Source organism: Clostridium intestinale DSM 6191 (assembly GCF_900130055.1).
Classification (GTDB): Bacteria; Bacillota; Clostridia; order Clostridiales; family Clostridiaceae; genus Clostridium_T; species Clostridium_T intestinale.
In genome coordinates this window covers 326,972-342,441 of the sequence record NZ_FQXU01000006.1, presented here as the reverse complement: position 1 = coordinate 342,441, position 15,470 = coordinate 326,972, and the positions used below count along the sequence as shown (strand labels likewise).

At 30.2% G+C, this 15,470-nt stretch carries 15 protein-coding genes; 3 read left to right on the top strand and 12 right to left on the bottom strand.

Translation table 11 applies throughout. The features are described 5' to 3' along the window. Nucleotides 1–26: 26 nt before the first annotated feature. The 10 genes from BUA92_RS10805 to BUA92_RS10765 form a co-directional block, all read right to left on the bottom strand. Nucleotides 27–1,298 carry a sensor histidine kinase gene (locus tag BUA92_RS10805; protein WP_073019419.1) on the bottom strand — a complete coding sequence of 424 codons (1,272 nt, stop codon included), beginning with the start codon at nucleotides 1,296–1,298 and terminating at the stop codon, nucleotides 27–29. 74 nt (nucleotides 1,299–1,372) lie between these two features. Then, on the bottom strand, nucleotides 1,373–1,504 hold the full coding sequence (locus tag BUA92_RS23740) for a hypothetical protein (protein WP_278335134.1): 132 nt from the start codon (nucleotides 1,502–1,504) through the stop codon (nucleotides 1,373–1,375). Between the two features lie 245 nt (nucleotides 1,505–1,749). Continuing rightward, a complete protein-coding gene (gene larE / locus BUA92_RS10800) occupies nucleotides 1,750–2,586 on the bottom strand; it encodes an ATP-dependent sacrificial sulfur transferase LarE (protein ID WP_073019417.1) in 837 nt (278 codons plus the stop codon). Nucleotides 2,587–2,605: 19 nt separating this feature from the next. After that, nucleotides 2,606–3,352 (bottom strand): nickel pincer cofactor biosynthesis protein LarB, encoded by a 747-nt coding sequence (larB, locus tag BUA92_RS10795; protein ID WP_021803396.1) that lies wholly within the window; start codon nucleotides 3,350–3,352, stop codon nucleotides 2,606–2,608. A gap of 5 nt (nucleotides 3,353–3,357) precedes the next feature. Next, entirely contained in the window at nucleotides 3,358–4,641 is a 1,284-nt protein-coding gene (gene larC / locus BUA92_RS10790) for a nickel pincer cofactor biosynthesis protein LarC (protein ID WP_073019415.1), read from the bottom strand. 20 nt (nucleotides 4,642–4,661) lie between these two features. After that, nucleotides 4,662–5,387, bottom strand: coding sequence for an energy-coupling factor ABC transporter ATP-binding protein (locus BUA92_RS10785; RefSeq protein WP_073019412.1), 726 nt, complete (start codon nucleotides 5,385–5,387; stop codon nucleotides 4,662–4,664). A gap of 18 nt (nucleotides 5,388–5,405) precedes the next feature. Continuing rightward, nucleotides 5,406–6,200: an energy-coupling factor transporter transmembrane component T family protein gene (locus tag BUA92_RS10780; RefSeq protein WP_073019410.1), complete on the bottom strand. Its 795-nt coding sequence runs from the start codon at nucleotides 6,198–6,200 to the stop codon at nucleotides 5,406–5,408. Beyond that, nucleotides 6,193–7,179 (bottom strand): cobalt transporter CbiM, encoded by a 987-nt coding sequence (cbiM, locus tag BUA92_RS10775; RefSeq protein ID WP_073019407.1) that lies wholly within the window; start codon nucleotides 7,177–7,179, stop codon nucleotides 6,193–6,195. Before cbiM ends, BUA92_RS10780 begins: the two co-directional genes overlap by 8 nt. Nucleotides 7,180–7,254: 75 nt before the next feature. Then, complete coding sequence (locus BUA92_RS10770; protein ID WP_073019405.1) at nucleotides 7,255–8,412, bottom strand: aldo/keto reductase; 1,158 nt, start codon at nucleotides 8,410–8,412, stop codon at nucleotides 7,255–7,257. 67 nt (nucleotides 8,413–8,479) lie between these two features. After that, on the bottom strand, nucleotides 8,480–9,658 hold the full coding sequence (locus tag BUA92_RS10765) for an iron-containing alcohol dehydrogenase (RefSeq protein WP_073019403.1): 1,179 nt from the start codon (nucleotides 9,656–9,658) through the stop codon (nucleotides 8,480–8,482). A 183-nt stretch (nucleotides 9,659–9,841) separates the two neighbouring features. Between BUA92_RS10765 and BUA92_RS10760 the strand changes: the two genes are divergently transcribed. Then, nucleotides 9,842–10,222: a winged helix-turn-helix transcriptional regulator gene (locus BUA92_RS10760; RefSeq protein WP_021803402.1), complete on the top strand. Its 381-nt coding sequence runs from the start codon at nucleotides 9,842–9,844 to the stop codon at nucleotides 10,220–10,222. Nucleotides 10,223–10,539: 317 nt separating this feature from the next. Here BUA92_RS10760 and BUA92_RS10755 read toward each other — a convergent pair whose 3' ends face one another. Continuing rightward, nucleotides 10,540–11,652, bottom strand: a complete 1,113-nt coding sequence (locus BUA92_RS10755) for a Ger(x)C family spore germination protein (protein ID WP_073019400.1) — start codon at nucleotides 11,650–11,652, stop codon at nucleotides 10,540–10,542. Between the two features lie 3 nt (nucleotides 11,653–11,655). After that, nucleotides 11,656–13,065 carry a spore germination protein gene (locus tag BUA92_RS10750; protein WP_073019395.1) on the bottom strand — a complete coding sequence of 470 codons (1,410 nt, stop codon included), beginning with the start codon at nucleotides 13,063–13,065 and terminating at the stop codon, nucleotides 11,656–11,658. Nucleotides 13,066–13,181: 116 nt separating this feature from the next. On the opposite strand from BUA92_RS10750, the gene BUA92_RS10745 reads away from it, so the two are divergent. Continuing rightward, complete coding sequence (locus tag BUA92_RS10745; protein ID WP_073019394.1) at nucleotides 13,182–14,273, top strand: endospore germination permease; 1,092 nt, start codon at nucleotides 13,182–13,184, stop codon at nucleotides 14,271–14,273. Between the two features lie 61 nt (nucleotides 14,274–14,334). Beyond that, nucleotides 14,335–15,444: a DEAD/DEAH box helicase gene (locus BUA92_RS10740; protein ID WP_021803405.1), complete on the top strand. Its 1,110-nt coding sequence runs from the start codon at nucleotides 14,335–14,337 to the stop codon at nucleotides 15,442–15,444. Nucleotides 15,445–15,470 lie beyond the last annotated feature (26 nt).

Below are 15,470 nucleotides of genomic sequence, written 5' to 3'. Positions count from 1 at the left end.
CTCCCAAAATATTTACTAAATCCTTATTATACTACCTTATTTGGAATCAAAAAGCTAAAGGTTGTCCACTCTTTATCGCTTTGAATAGATATTTCCCCATTACAACTATTAATTATATCCTTTACTATGCTAAGACCATATCCCCTATCACCATTTTGGTTATCTTTTGTGGTAAATCCAGAGTTAAACATTTTTTCTTTTATTTCATCTGGTATTTTAGGTCCATTATTGGATATAGCTATACTAACTCCATTATGCCCATTATAACTTTTTAGTTTTATTATAGGATTATCTATGTCCTTAAGTATATCCATAGAATTTTTAACAATATTAGATAAAAGTTTTAATAAATCATTATCTGATATTGATATATTTTCATATTCTGCACTATCAAAAGCTATAACATTTATACCAGCAGATGAAGCTGGATGTAATACTGAAGCAACTAATGGTGTTGTTTGTCCACTCACACTTACTGCATCATTTAAATTTTGATATCTCTCTACAATGCTTTTTAATAAAAGTCCTACTCTATCATATTTACCTAATTGATATAGTCCATAAAGACCACTTATCTCACTACCATAATCATGTTTTATTTTTTTAAGTTCTATTATTTTTTCATTTAATGCCTTATTAAGCATCTCAACTTCTTTTGATTTATCATTTATTTTAGCAAAATATATTATTGTAAATATTAAACTTATAAATGCAAATAAGTACATAATAGCTTTTATCATTAAACCTACTGGTTCATTAGTCCAATCCATGCGAACAATATCTAGAAAAACTATAAAATAATCAATAATAAATACAAAACCAAGTAAATTCCTAGTGTTCTTTAGAGCTATAATTGCATTAAAAACATACTTTTTTACTTTATATATAATGAAAAATATTATCCAAACAGGAATATATATGTATAAAACTAATTGGAGTTGCTCAGAAAATCCAAAATCCAAATTAATAAGTATACTCTTATAAATTGTAAATACAAAATATGACGACATTGCTATTATGGCATAAGCAACACCAAAACCTAAAAAAGTGTCTATTAGAGACTTTCTAAAAAATACTCCAATTATTATTATTGCACCTGCTACCATTAACAAATTTGAAATGGATATATTGCTCCCAGCATGAGTAAGAATAAAAATCTCTGTAAATACAAGTGCTATAGCAACATAAGACTTTTTCTTTGAAATCTTATTATAACTATAGGCTATATTATTTGTTATCCAAATAAATAATATGGCTTGAAAAACTGTGGTTATTGTATCAAATACATTAGCTAACATTTATTATCTCCTTTTATTTAGGGGGATTTTTAAATCTGGAGGTGGGACACACCTCCAATTTGGGACATGAAAGGTTATCTTTGGTTTTTCATTGACTCAGGCATTTCTTCTACTGCTGTACCACTCATAGATACCGGACCTACAATAGTAATTATTGCAGCTAAGCTTAAACAAACTGTTCCAAGGAATTGAAATAATTTTTTCATAAAAAACACCTCTCCCTATTAATTTATTAATTGGTTGTCCAACTTTTATTATACATGGATTATTCATTTTTTTAAATACATTTAACTCAAAAAACGACAAATTATGATATATTTTTCCTGTATTTATATCATATTATATAAAAAATACAGGAAAACGCTTGTCGAAATAAGAAACTCAGAAGCTAAATATAATATAACTTCTGAGCTCTATAATTACAATGAGTATATTGTTGGTAAAAATAAACCTAATTTATCTTAAATTTTATCTTCTCTTCTTCCTTTAAAACTTCATTCATACTTCCAGTTCTATACCCAGCTATATCTAATGTGGTATATATAAAACCTATTTCTTTAAACTTAGACGATATCTTGTCCATAAATTCTATATTAAAGAACTTTTCTCTCTCTTCTGGTGCAACTTCAATCCTGGCTATTTCCCCATGATGTCTTACTCTAACCTGTCTTATTCCCATATCAAGTAGAAATTGTTCCGCTTGATCTATCATTTTTAGTTTAGGTAAGGTTATCTTATTTCCGTAGGGAAATCTTGATGATAAACAAGCAAAAGCAGGCTTGTTCCAAGTTGCAAGTCCATATTCTTTTGATAAATCTCTAATATCTTTTTTGGTTAATCCAGCTTCTTTTAATGGACTAGCTACTAATAATTCTTTTGCTGCCAACATTCCTGGTCTATAATCCCCATTATCATCTAAATTAGAGCCATCAAAAACATATTCAACCCCATTTTCTAAAGCGACCTCTTTAACTTTGGTAAAAAGCTCTTTTTTACAGTAATAACATCTATTTTTAGGATTACTCGCAAATCCCTCTATATCAAGCTCCTCTGAAGAAATAATTATATGTTTAACCCCAAAATCTTTTGCATACTTAATCGCCTCATTAAGTTCTCTTTCTGGATATGTTGATGATGTAGCTGTAACTGCTATAAGCTTATCCCCTAAAACTTCTTTAGCCACCCTTATAAGAAATGTGCTATCAACTCCACCTGAAAAAGCTACTGCTGCACTTCCTTTTTTCCTAATTATATCTTTAAGTAATTCTAATTTCTCATCTAGCAACATATTATCCTCCTAATCATCTCTAAAGTTTGTTAATTATACTGGCATTATACGCGGCTCCAAATCCATTATCTATATTTACAACACTAACCCCACTTGCACAACTATTAAGCATTGATAAAAGTGCAGCTACTCCTCCAAAGTTAGCTCCATATCCAACACTTGTTGGTACGGCTATAACTGGTTTATCTACAAGTCCACCAATAACACTAGCTAATGCGCCCTCCATACCAGCAACTACTATAACTACCTTTGCCCCCTTAATTATATCTAGTTTAGCAAAAAGTCTATGAATACCAGCTACTCCTACATCAGTAATTTTCTCCACTCTGTTCCCAAATAATTTAGCTGTTTCTACAGCCTCTTCCACCACATATAAATCCGAAGTTCCTGCTGAAACAATTGCAATATAACTTTCTGTAACTTCTTCTTTTCTCAATTCTACAGTTATAGTTTTTCCTATACTATTATACCTAGCTTCAGGGCATATTTCTTTTACAGCCATATACATTTCTTCTGTAGCTCTAGTTCCCAATATATTTGTGTTCTTTGTAAGCATAAACTTAACTATATCTCTAACTTGCTCTACAGTTTTTCCTTGGCAATAAATTACCTCCGGATATCCAACCCTGAGTTCTCTATGATTATCAATTAAAGCAAAATCCAAATCCTTAAAAGGTAAGTCCTCTAACTTTTCTAAAGCCTCATCTACTTCTATTTCGTTGTTTTTCACTAGTTTAAGAAGGTGTTTTATATCTTCTTTATTCATACTTTTTAGCTCCTATAAATTTCTTCATATACCTGTTTAAGGGGTATACTGTTTTCTTTAGCAATAATCTTACACTCTTCATATTCAGGTTTAGATTTTATTAATTCACCTTTATAATAGGAATTTTTAAGTGTAACTTCTCCATAAACTGTTTTTTTCTTAGAAAAATCTCTATCTAGCATTATTTTTTCAACTTTATATTTTCTTACCCCTATTGAGGTGGTTTCTTTAAAAATTGTCTTTAAAATTTCTTCTTCTTTATCAGCACTTACAAGTACGCTTAACTTTATAGCAGGTCTTCCTTTTTTCATTATGATAGCTGTCTTATAAACATCTAAAGCCCCATTTGAAAAAAGTTTTTCTTCAATATATTCATAGAACTCTGGATTCATATCATCTATATTGGTCTCAATAATATATTGCTCTTCTATTTTTTCTGACTCTTGTATTGTCCCTAAATAAACTCTTAATACATTAGGTATTTCTAGTTCTCTATGACCTAATCCATAGGCAACTTTATCTATTTGAAAATCTATTTTGTCTGTATATTCTTGAACATTTGCAGCTAATATAGCAGCTCCTGTAGGAGTTGTTGTTTCAAATTCTACTACTCCAGTTTTTACTGGTATACCTTTTAATATCTCAACAGTAGCTGGTGCCGGTACTGGTATTATCCCATGAGCACATTTAACAAATCCTCCACCTAACTGAATACTTGATGCAACAATCTTATCTACCTTTAAATAATCTAATGTTATAGCCGAAGCTACTATATCTATAATGGAATCTACAGCTCCAACTTCATGAAAATGAACTTCATATAAATCTTTTCCATGAACCTTCGCCTCTGCCTCTGCTACCTTCATGAAAGTTTTAACGCTTAACTTCTTTACATTATCACTTAAGTCACTTGAGTTGATTATCTCTTCTATTTCCTTTAACCCTCTATGATGATGCTCCATACTATGTTCATTGTCCTCATGGTGGTGATGTGTATGAGGATGTTCATGTTGATGATTATGAGAATGCTCAACAATATTTTCATCACTAAGATTATCGTAGTGGTGATTATAATGATGGTCATGTTCATTTTTCAATATAACATCAACTCTTGTACCTGTTATTCCTTTTTTTATAGTTTTTTGTATCTTTATTTCGTACTCAGAATCTATTTTAAGTTTTGATATTTCTTTTAGTAAGTATTCCTGCGGTACACCTAAGTCTAGCATAGCTGCAATGTGCATATCTCCACTTATTCCACAAAAACAGTCATAATATAATACTTTCATAATTTCCTCTCCAATGCTACTTATATAATGTTATGCTCTTCTAGAAATTGCTTATCTTTTATAATATTCTCATACCTATCATCCCTTATAATGTTATGATTCTCTGAAAACACTATTCCTCGTTTAAATATTCCCTCTACATATTCAAAGTCATGAGTTGCACATATTATTGTCTTGCCACTTTTATTTAACATTATCAATAATTCTTTTAAAAACTTTTTACCTTTAGGGTCTATTCCATTCATAGGTTCGTCCAATACTAAAACTTCTGGATTCAAGGCTAAAACACTAGCTATAGCAACCCTTTTTTTCTCTCCTCCACTTAAGTTATAAGGATGCTCATGTTTAACTTTTTCTATATTAAGCATCTTTAAACACCCATTAACTCTCTTTTCTATATCCTCATTACTCAACCCCATTTGAATAGGACCAAAAGCGATTTCTTCAAATACTGTAGAACAAAAAAGTTGGGTATCAGAATTTTGAAAAACAAAACCAATCTTTTTATGAAAGGACTTTGAAAATTTATTATCTTTAATTCTTTCTTCACTAATCTCAGTTTCATCAAAAAAGTATTTTCCTTGGCTAGGAAAAATAATTCCGTTTAACAATTTTAGAAGAGTAGACTTTCCACTTCCATTGGGTCCTATAATAGCAATAGATTCTCCTTCTTCTATGTTTATGTCAATCTTATTTAGAGCCACTTTATTTTTATATTTAAACGAAACATCTTCGAGCCTTATCATAAACTACTCTCCTTAGTTTTAAACGAATTTAATTATAAATAAAATAAATAAACCTAAATTTATAATTACATATATATAATCATATTTCTTAAATGTTAAATTTTTAGATATACTATATTCTCCTACAAAACCTCTACACTCCATTGCACTAGACATCTCTTCACTCATTTTATAGGATTTTAAAAAAACATTTCCCACTATACTTGAAATAAATTTATTTTTATCTTTTGAGCTTCCTACTGATCTAAGTTTTAACGCAAATAAAAGATCAATAGAATATTCGGCTAATAGTACAATATATTTTATCGTTATATCCATAATCCAAATAAATATATCCGGTATAAACATTAGTTTTAAAGCTTTATTAATATCACTCCATCTGGTTGTATGAGATAAAATACTCATCAATACTACAGTACTAAATAGCTTTAGTGTTATCAATAAACTATTATATATATTCCCCATTAAAATAGCTGGTATTAAAGCTATGAAAGTTATAATAGGAAAAATTAAGCTCATTTTGATTATCCTTATCCTATCTCTTTTATTCATCATAAAAAGGCTAGATAATAAATATATATCAAAAATACCTACATATATAAAACTTCTGGTTATTGCTATAACTATTAAGCTTAAGATACTAATAACCACTTTTAATAATGGATTTATGTGATAAATTATTCCCTCTTTAATCTTATTCTCTCTAATAATAGAAACTGTTTTTACCATAGAAAAAATACTTTTCTCGATGTACGAGTTTTTTTCACCTTTAGGTATATAGCTATCTTTTTCTAAAAGCCACTCATCAATCATTTTGCACCTTTTGACTGTTTTTATATGATACTTTTCCCCAAAGCTTTATTATTAAAAATATTACAGCTATTCCTAATAAAGCTGAAAGAATATATGCAAAATATTCTTTTAAACCTTCTAATCCATAATCAGGCATTGGTGCCGAGAAATTAAAACCATTTTTCATTCCATTAGGAATAAAACCTACAAGTTCTTGAACTTCTTCTGCTCCCCATTCCCCCCAAGCTGTACCAGTTGCCAAAAGTCCTAATGGTGTTGCTAAAGCCAATATTCCTATTAAAAAATATAGTGGTTTTATTTTATTATTAGATTGCTTGTATATTATTTCTGGTGTTAATTTCTTTACATAGCTATACACGCCAGTAGTTATAATTCCTTCTAAAACTCCTGCTACTAATAAATGAGGTATCATCATAGCTGGGATTGCTATAGCTAATCCATAGGGACTATATATAGGTAATCCAGCTCCATCTTTAAAAAGTATTGGTTGAATACCAAATTCAATAGCTGTAAATAAAGCAGCTATATTTAAAGATACATATCCTGCTATAAAAGCTCCTATATATTCTCCTTTTTTATTTTTAATAAAGCTTTTTATAAAATTGAACACATAGTGAGCAGCAAAGGGCATAATAAATGCCATATTAAAGCAGTTAACTGCTAAAGCTAAAACCCCACCATCTCCAAAAAACAAGGCTTGTACGGTCAATGCTATAGTAACTGAAATAACCGCGCAATAAGGGCCTAATAAAATTGCTGCTAGGGCTGCTCCAACAGCATGTCCAGTAGTTCCTCCTGGAAGTGGAATGTTAAACATCATAACTAAAAAAGAAAAAGCAGCACACACTCCAAGCAAAGGCATTTTTTGTCTAGTTACTTCCTGTTTTATTTTTATAATAGCTCTCCTCCATACAGGTACCATTGCTACTCCAAAGGTAGCACAAGTAGAAGGACTTAGATAATTATCTGGTATATGCATTTTAACCCCTCCAAATTCTTTAAACACAAATATTGTCATAAAATCTTTTCTGATTTCATGACAATACCTTATTATTTAAACAAATAATTCTGTAACATTTTTTAACTCTTCACGAATTTTAATAGCTTGTGGACAATGAGTTTCACATTTACCACATTCAACACATTTTGACGCTCTTTCCTCTTCTCTTACAGAACTATATCTTGCTTTAAGTTCTTTTTCTGTATCAGGTGTTGCAAATAAACTAAATTCATTATAATAAGTGAAGTTTTTAGGAATATTTACTCCTGCTGGGCAAGGCATGCAATATTCGCAAGCTGTACAGTTAACTTTTATCCTTTGTTTAAATACAGTTTTAACTTTATCCATTATTTCTAATTCTTTATCTGTTAATGAATTTGGCTCAGCTTGGCTAGCAACTCTTAAGTTTTCTGTAACATTATCCATAGTATTCATTCCACTTAAAACAACCGATACTTCTGGATGATTCCATACCCATCTTAGTGCCCACTCAGCTGGAGTTCTTTTTACATCTGCTTCATCAAATGTATTCATAACAGCTTCTGGCAGATTTTTAACTATTTTTCCACCTCTAAGAGGTTCCATAATAGCAACACCTAAACCTCTATTGGCAGCATATTCTAGCCCTTCTTTTCCTGCTTGATAATCCTCATCTAAGTAATTAAATTGTATTTGGCAAAATGACCAGTCATAATAATCCACGATTCCCTTAAATACTTCTAACTTATCATGGAAAGAGAATCCAGCATATCTTATTCTTCCATCTTTTATAGCTGAATCTAAAAATTCATCTATACCTAATTCTTTTAAGTTTTCCCATGTTGCTGCACTAAGTGCATGCACTAAATAAAAGTCTATTCTATCTGTTTGCAAACGCTCTAATTGTTCGTTAAGGTATTTGTCCATGTCTTCTCTAGTTTTTATTAACCAACTAGGAAGTTTTGTTGCTATATTAACTTTATCTCTATAACCATCTTTTAATGCTCTTGCAACAAAAGGCTCACTTTCTCCTCCTCTTCCCATTCCTGTACCGTGGTAAGGGTACGCAGTATCAACATAATTAAGTCCCTCGTCAATTGCATGACGAAGCATCTTTATAGCCTTTTCATCATCTATTTTTGTTGTATCTCCATTTATGATTGGTAATCTCATACATCCAAATCCTAATGCCGAAACCTTCTCGTTAGTTTTTCCATAAGTTCTATATAACATAGTAATTCCTCCTCTTAAACTTCTATTTATCTATCCATAAGGATTTTGGGCTTAATCCTTATATGTTTTATTTATATGCTTTAGTCATAATTTCTATGGTTTCTTCTAAAGATAATTTATATGGATCTAATCTAAAAAGTCCTCCCATAGTTTCTCTTGCATTATTAGCTAGTGCTGGTATCTCTTCCTTTGTTATTCCATAGTCAGACATCTTTAGATTATCAACTCCACACTCTTTTTGTAACTTTAATAAGGCATCTACAAACATCATAGGACGTTCTTCTTTAGGTACTGAATGGAAATCAACCCCCATAGCTTTAGCCATAGATACGAATCTTTCAGGAGCCTTATCTGCAAAAAATTTATAATATTCTTCTGAAAGCATAATTAACCCAGCTCCATGAGGAAGCTCTGGATGATGTGCACTTAGCGCATGTTCCATTGAATGTTCTGATGTACAGCTAGATGTAGACTCAACTAATCCTGAAAGAGTGTTAGCTAAAGCCACTTGTGTACGAGCCTCAAGATTATCACCTTCATTAACGCATATAGGAAGATATTTTGCTATTAACTTTATACTTTTTAAAGCATAGGCATCACTTATAGGTGTTGAAATATTTGCTATATATCCTTCTGTTGCATGAAACAATGCATCAAACCCTTGATAGGCTGTTAAATTTTTAGGAACTGTTAGCATAAGTTCTGGATCAACTACTGATAAGGTTGGAAATGTATCTTCATTACCGAAACCTATTTTTTCATTTGTTTCTTCTTTTGTTATAACAGTCCATGGATCAGCTTCTGTTCCTGTCCCTGCTGTAGTTGTTATTGCAACTATAGGAAGTGCACCATTTTTAACTTGAAGCCCTTTCCCAGTTCCACCAGATATATAATCCCAATAGTCACCTGGATTTTTTGCCATAACTGCAATACTTTTTGAGGAGTCAATACTACTGCCCCCTCCAAGTCCTATTACAAAATCACAATTCTCTTTTTTTGCAATATCTGCACCTTCCATTACATGAGCTTTAATAGGATTAGGTAAAATCTTATCAAATAAAACGTATTCAATCCCTCTACTAGATAAGATCTTCTTTAACCTATCTAAATATCCGTATTTCTTTACTGATTTTCCTGCTGTAGTTACAATTAATGCTTTTGTTCCAGGAAGTTTTTCCCTTGATAATTCATCTAACTTTCCAGGCCCAAATAAAATTTTTGTAGGTATATGATAATTAAAGTCCATAAATCCACCTCCAAATAAATATTTTATTTATTTCATTAAATACAGTATAGACATATAGTTGAGGTTAAACAAGAATGTACTTTATTGATAGATAGTATCCTTTATGATACCTATATTATGTTAAATTTAGTTTTTATAGTATAATAACATTATACATTATCATTAAATCTTTAGGAGGTGCTTATGCCCAACAATCTAAATAAAACTAAAAATGCTACCTGTGAATTTGAAGTAGCTTTTGAGGTTATAGGTGGTAAATGGAAACCCCTAATCTTATGGTTTTTATCTAAATCCGGAACTTTAAGATTTACTCAAATTCAACATTTTATTCCTGATATTACACATAAAATATTAACTAAACAATTAAGAGAATTAGAGGAAAATCACTTAATCGTGAGAAAGATTTATCCTGAAGTTCCTCCAAAGGTTGAGTACTCCATAACGAATAGTGGCAAAGAGGTTATCCCTATTCTTGGAATGATGTGTGATTGGGCCTATAAAAATGATTATTTCGATTATGATATCAAATATAATATTTGTGATGAGGACTGCTCTAATTCTTAAATTAATTTTGTAATTATATATTATTTAATGATAGGCAAAATGGGCCATAGCAAAACTAGCATATTTAGTTTTGCTATGGCCCAAATTCATCTTCATAAAGTGAAACCAAGCTAAATCATACTAGTGTTCCACTGTTCCTATGTTTCTATGTTTTTATGCAACGCTGTTCCTATGTTAAAACACTCCGCTGTTTCACTGTTTATAAGTAGCGCTGTTTCTATGATTTTTTAATTAAATAAAAAGAGACTTTTACACTAGTTATTAAGTGCAAAGTCTCAATTATCTTTTATTATATAAATCTTAAGCTATCTTTCCTACTATTTTGAATCATTAATTACCTGACTTCCTTCTATATCTATATTTATGTCTAAATTAAAATCTACTTTATCCATTATGTTTTCAATATTAAGCCCATGATATTCAACTTCTAGCTCTCTTTGTATATTTAATATATCTATACTTTCTTCTTTACATTTTCTTAATAGATTTTCGCATCTATCCTTTACAGTTTTTTCTGCTGATTCTTTTACTTGTTTTCTAATATTATCATCTGTTAAAGTTATACTCTTTTGAGCTTCCTCTAAGGATGACTTAACATTAATTTTAAAATCACACTTTATTCTATCTCCATTATACTTAAGGGATTTCTTTGTGGAGCCTTTTAGTATATCTAATGATATAACCTTACCTTCATTCATAGGATTTATAGTTGTTATATCTCCAAGTTTAATATCATTCATAAGAATTTTATATGCCTCTACTTCATCTTTTTCGATTTTTCCTATCATTTTATCATCACTTATAATAGCTGCACCACTAAATTCAAGTCGATCTCTTTTACTTTCCTCACTTGTTTTTATAATAGGCATTATATTGATCCGGCTTCCCATTAGCCTATTATTTGAATATTCATCAAGTCTAAGCCTTGCAATATTTAATAACTTTCCTTGATATATCATACTATTATCAAGAAATAATCCTATAAAATTTTCATCTCTTATTTGAATATTGACTAAGTCTTCTGGATTCCCACAATATATAAACATAAACTCTCTTAATGTTGGTCTTTGATTTCTTAATGATGAATCTACCAAAACATCCATCCCAGCTCTCGCAGCTCTCTCAGTATATATTAGAACCCTATTAACATCGTAAGCTACAGGAGAACCTGTAAGTGTGTTTATATCATAAAAAGCATCTAAAAGGGTTTCTCCTCTTCCTTTAATTATAACTCTATCTTCTCTTCCCATTTTTTCTTCTCCATACCTATGGGTTTTAAAAAACTCTCCATATAAAATTATATCTCCAGAAGTATCCACATCTAATATAGCCGCTAATGAAAATAATAATTTATTCATGTCTCTATAATTAAAACATCCTACATTTAAAGTTGTAGCTATTACCATAAAAATGCATATTAACTTCTTCATATTCTAATCCTCCTCAGAGAATATATTAGATGATATTTTATCTAAATCTCCTCTAAATATAACATCTTTATATTTAAAGCTTTTTAATGTTCCTAACGGATACAGGTATGGATATCCACAACTAGTTAAGCTAGCTAAATGAGATACAAATAATACAAAGCTTATATAAAATCCTGGTAACCCCAAAGAGGCTGAAAATATTATTATTAAAATATTCCAAGTAAATATCGCTACGTAAACCTTAGGAACCAAATATGATGCTATAGAAGTAATCGCTACAACAACAACTGTAACTTGTGATGCTAATCCAGAATTCACTGCTGCATCTCCTAATATAAGTGCTCCTACTATACTTAATGTGGGCCCTATTGGTTGAGGAAGTCTGACACCGGCCTCTCTTATAATTTGAAAGAATATAATCATATATAGTAGTTCTACCACTGTTGGGACTGGTACTCCAGCTCTAAATACAGCCATTCTAAGTAAAAATGTTGAGGGTACAAGTTTAAAGTGATAGGTAACTAAAGCTATATATATTCCTGGAAGTAAAGTAGATATCCCAAATGAAAACCACCTTAAAAATCTCGCCATATTCGCCATAAATTTATTTAATGTATAGTCATCAGTGGTTTGGAAGTTTTCAATAAAAAAATAAGGTGCGGTTATTGCAAAACTACCACCATCTGCCATTACTAAAACTCTTCCTTCTGATATCTTTGATGCTGCAACATCTGGCTTCTCAGTGTAGCCAATAGTATCAAAAGGAGTTCCTTTATTCCTTAGTCCTTCTTCTATAGACGAAATATCAAAAATAAACTCATCTTTAAAATTTCTGCTTATATCATTTATTTTGTCTCTTACTGTCTTTATAAGTTCTTCTGGCGTTTTATCTTCCATATAAAAAATTGCAACAGTAGTTTTTGATTCCTTTCCAAGAATAACACTTTCTATTTTCAAGTTAGCGCTTTTAATCCTTCTTCTTATAGCTGATATATTATCTTGGATATTCTCTGAAAAACCTTCTCTTGGTCCTTTTATTACTGTTTCTGTAATGGGAATATCAATAGATCTTTTAGGAAAACCTTTAACCTCACAGCATAAACATCTATTAATATCATCAAAAATTATTACAGCATTAGCAGTTAAAATACTAGTTATAATCTCTTCTTTACCTTTTGCCTCTGCTATTGAATTAGATACTATAACTCTTCCCTTTATGTCATCTACATTGTCGTAATCTTCTCCTCTTGTCATAATTGGTGCAATTATATATTCACTTATAAACTTGGAATCACATAAGCTTTCTATATAAACAATGTAAATATTATTATCATGCCACTTAATCTCTCTATATTTTACATCAAAGGTATTGTTCAAGCGTTCTCTTACATATTCAATATATGAAACTCCCATATTTCATCACCTTTTAAACTTTTCTATTTAATATGTAATAATATTCCCTATTTCGAAGATAATAAGTATATGTAATTATTTCTAGGTTAACCATAATTTTAGGAGGATGCTCTTTTATGGATAAATTTTCGCCAAAACATTTTATTTTCTTAATACTAGGAGTATCAATAGTCTCTTTAAAAACTTATCCTACAACCTTTATACGCGATGGATTAAGGGATACATGGATAGGGGTAATAATATCATCTATTATAATTTTTATAGTTTATATATACATAATCACGATATGGAAAAAGAAATCAGACTATAATTTAATTAAGATATATAGAGAAGCTATAGGTAATAACCTAGGTAATATAGTAATTGTTTTATTTATGTTTACACTTTTTTTTACATTGATTGAAAGTTCTTCTATTGAAGCAGACTCAATGCACCAAAACATGCTCCTTGAGACTCCAAATTGGTACTTATTATTGTTTTTTGTTGTTCCAGCCATATACACAATAAAAAAGGATTTAGTTTCTATTGTCACAATATCTATAATAGGAATTATGCTTATAATTATTGCTGGAATAAATCTTTCTATATTAACAACAAAATATAAAGATGTAAAGCTTCTATTTCCTATATTTGAACATGGTCTTACCCCTGGTTTTTTTATTTCTATTCTTAAATCCTTAGGGTTATATGGTTCGATCTGCATAACCCTTCCATATTTTAATAAAATAAGTGATAAAAAAGGCAGAATGACTAGATATGTTGTAGTAGCTTTACTATTTGTTATACAAATGGAGATTATAGCTATTTCAGGTATATTAATGACCTTTACTCCCGATTTAGCAATTACTATGAACTATCCTAAACTTCTACAAACTCAACAGGTGAGTTATCTGCAATTTTTAGAATTTGGAGAACTTTATGTAATGCTCCAGATAGTTGGTGGATGGCTTCTTAAATATATCATCACCTTTTATTCATTAATACTGCTTTTAAGAAACTTTAATATAAGGGAAAAATACGTATCATATTCTATCTACGCTATTAGTTTCCTAGTGTTTATATGTGCTTATATTTCTTCTAAAAATTCTTTCATACTTTTTAAACTTCTTAATTATTATGAATTTGTAGCACTTATAAACTTTGTTATTATTCCTTTAATTGTATTTATGCGTTTTAATAGCAAACTCAAAGTTCAAAAGAGCTCTTGATATAATTCACTAAAGCCTTTAAACTTAACTAGACCCATAAAATATAAAGGGAGAATGAATTATGAATTTTAAAGACTTAGGAATTAATGATGATATTATAAAGGTATTAAGAAAAAATGGTATTACAGAACCTACAGAAATTCAAAAAAGCAGCATAGCTTATATAAAGCAAGGTAGGGACGTAATAGGTGAAGCTCAAACTGGCACTGGAAAAACTCTCGCTTTTTTACTGCCTATATTAGAGAATATATCCCCTGAATTACAGTCAACTCAAGCTTTAATACTTACTCCTACTAGAGAATTAGCTATACAAATAGCTGAAGAAGTTAATAAGCTAAAAGATGTTAAAAATATAAATGTTTTATCTGCCTATGGCGGTAAAGACATTGGATCTCAACTAAAAAAATTAAAAAAGAATATTCATTTAATTATAGCAACTCCTGGTAGGCTCCTTGATCATATTGAGAGAAAAAGTATTGATCTTAGTAAACTTAAGACTTTTATCTTAGATGAAGCAGATCAAATGCTTTTAATGGGATTTAAGAATGAAGTTGAAACTATAATTAAAGAAACTCCTAAAAAACGTCAAACTATCTGCTTCTCTGCAACTATAAACTCTGATGTTAAAAAACTGGCATATAGATATATGATTGACCCATTAATGATTTCAGTACAGAAAAAAGAGGTTACTCTAGATTCTATTAAGCAGTTTGTTGTTAAAACCGTAGATAGAAGAAAAAAAGATGCTCTATGCAAAGTTCTTGATGAAGATAATCCGTTTATGGCTATAATCTTTTGCAGAACCAAAAGAAGAGTTGATGAACTTGAACTGGCTCTACACCAACGTGGATATAATTGCGTAAAATTACATAGTGATATATTACAATCAAAACGTGAGAGAATCATGAAATCTTTTAGAAATGCTGATATTCAATACCTAATTGCTACTGATGTAGCTGCTAGAGGTTTAGATATAAGTGGAGTTTCCCACATATATAATTATGATATTCCTGAAACTCCAGAGAGCTATATACATAGAATAGGAAGAACTGGAAGAGCTGGCGAAAGCGGTTATACCTGTTTATTTATTGATCCAAAGGATAACAGAGCCTTAGAAGAAATTGAAAAAGCCATAAAATCTAAGATCCCTGAGAGAGAAGTTAATATATAGAAAAAACAGGACTGTAGTACTAAATA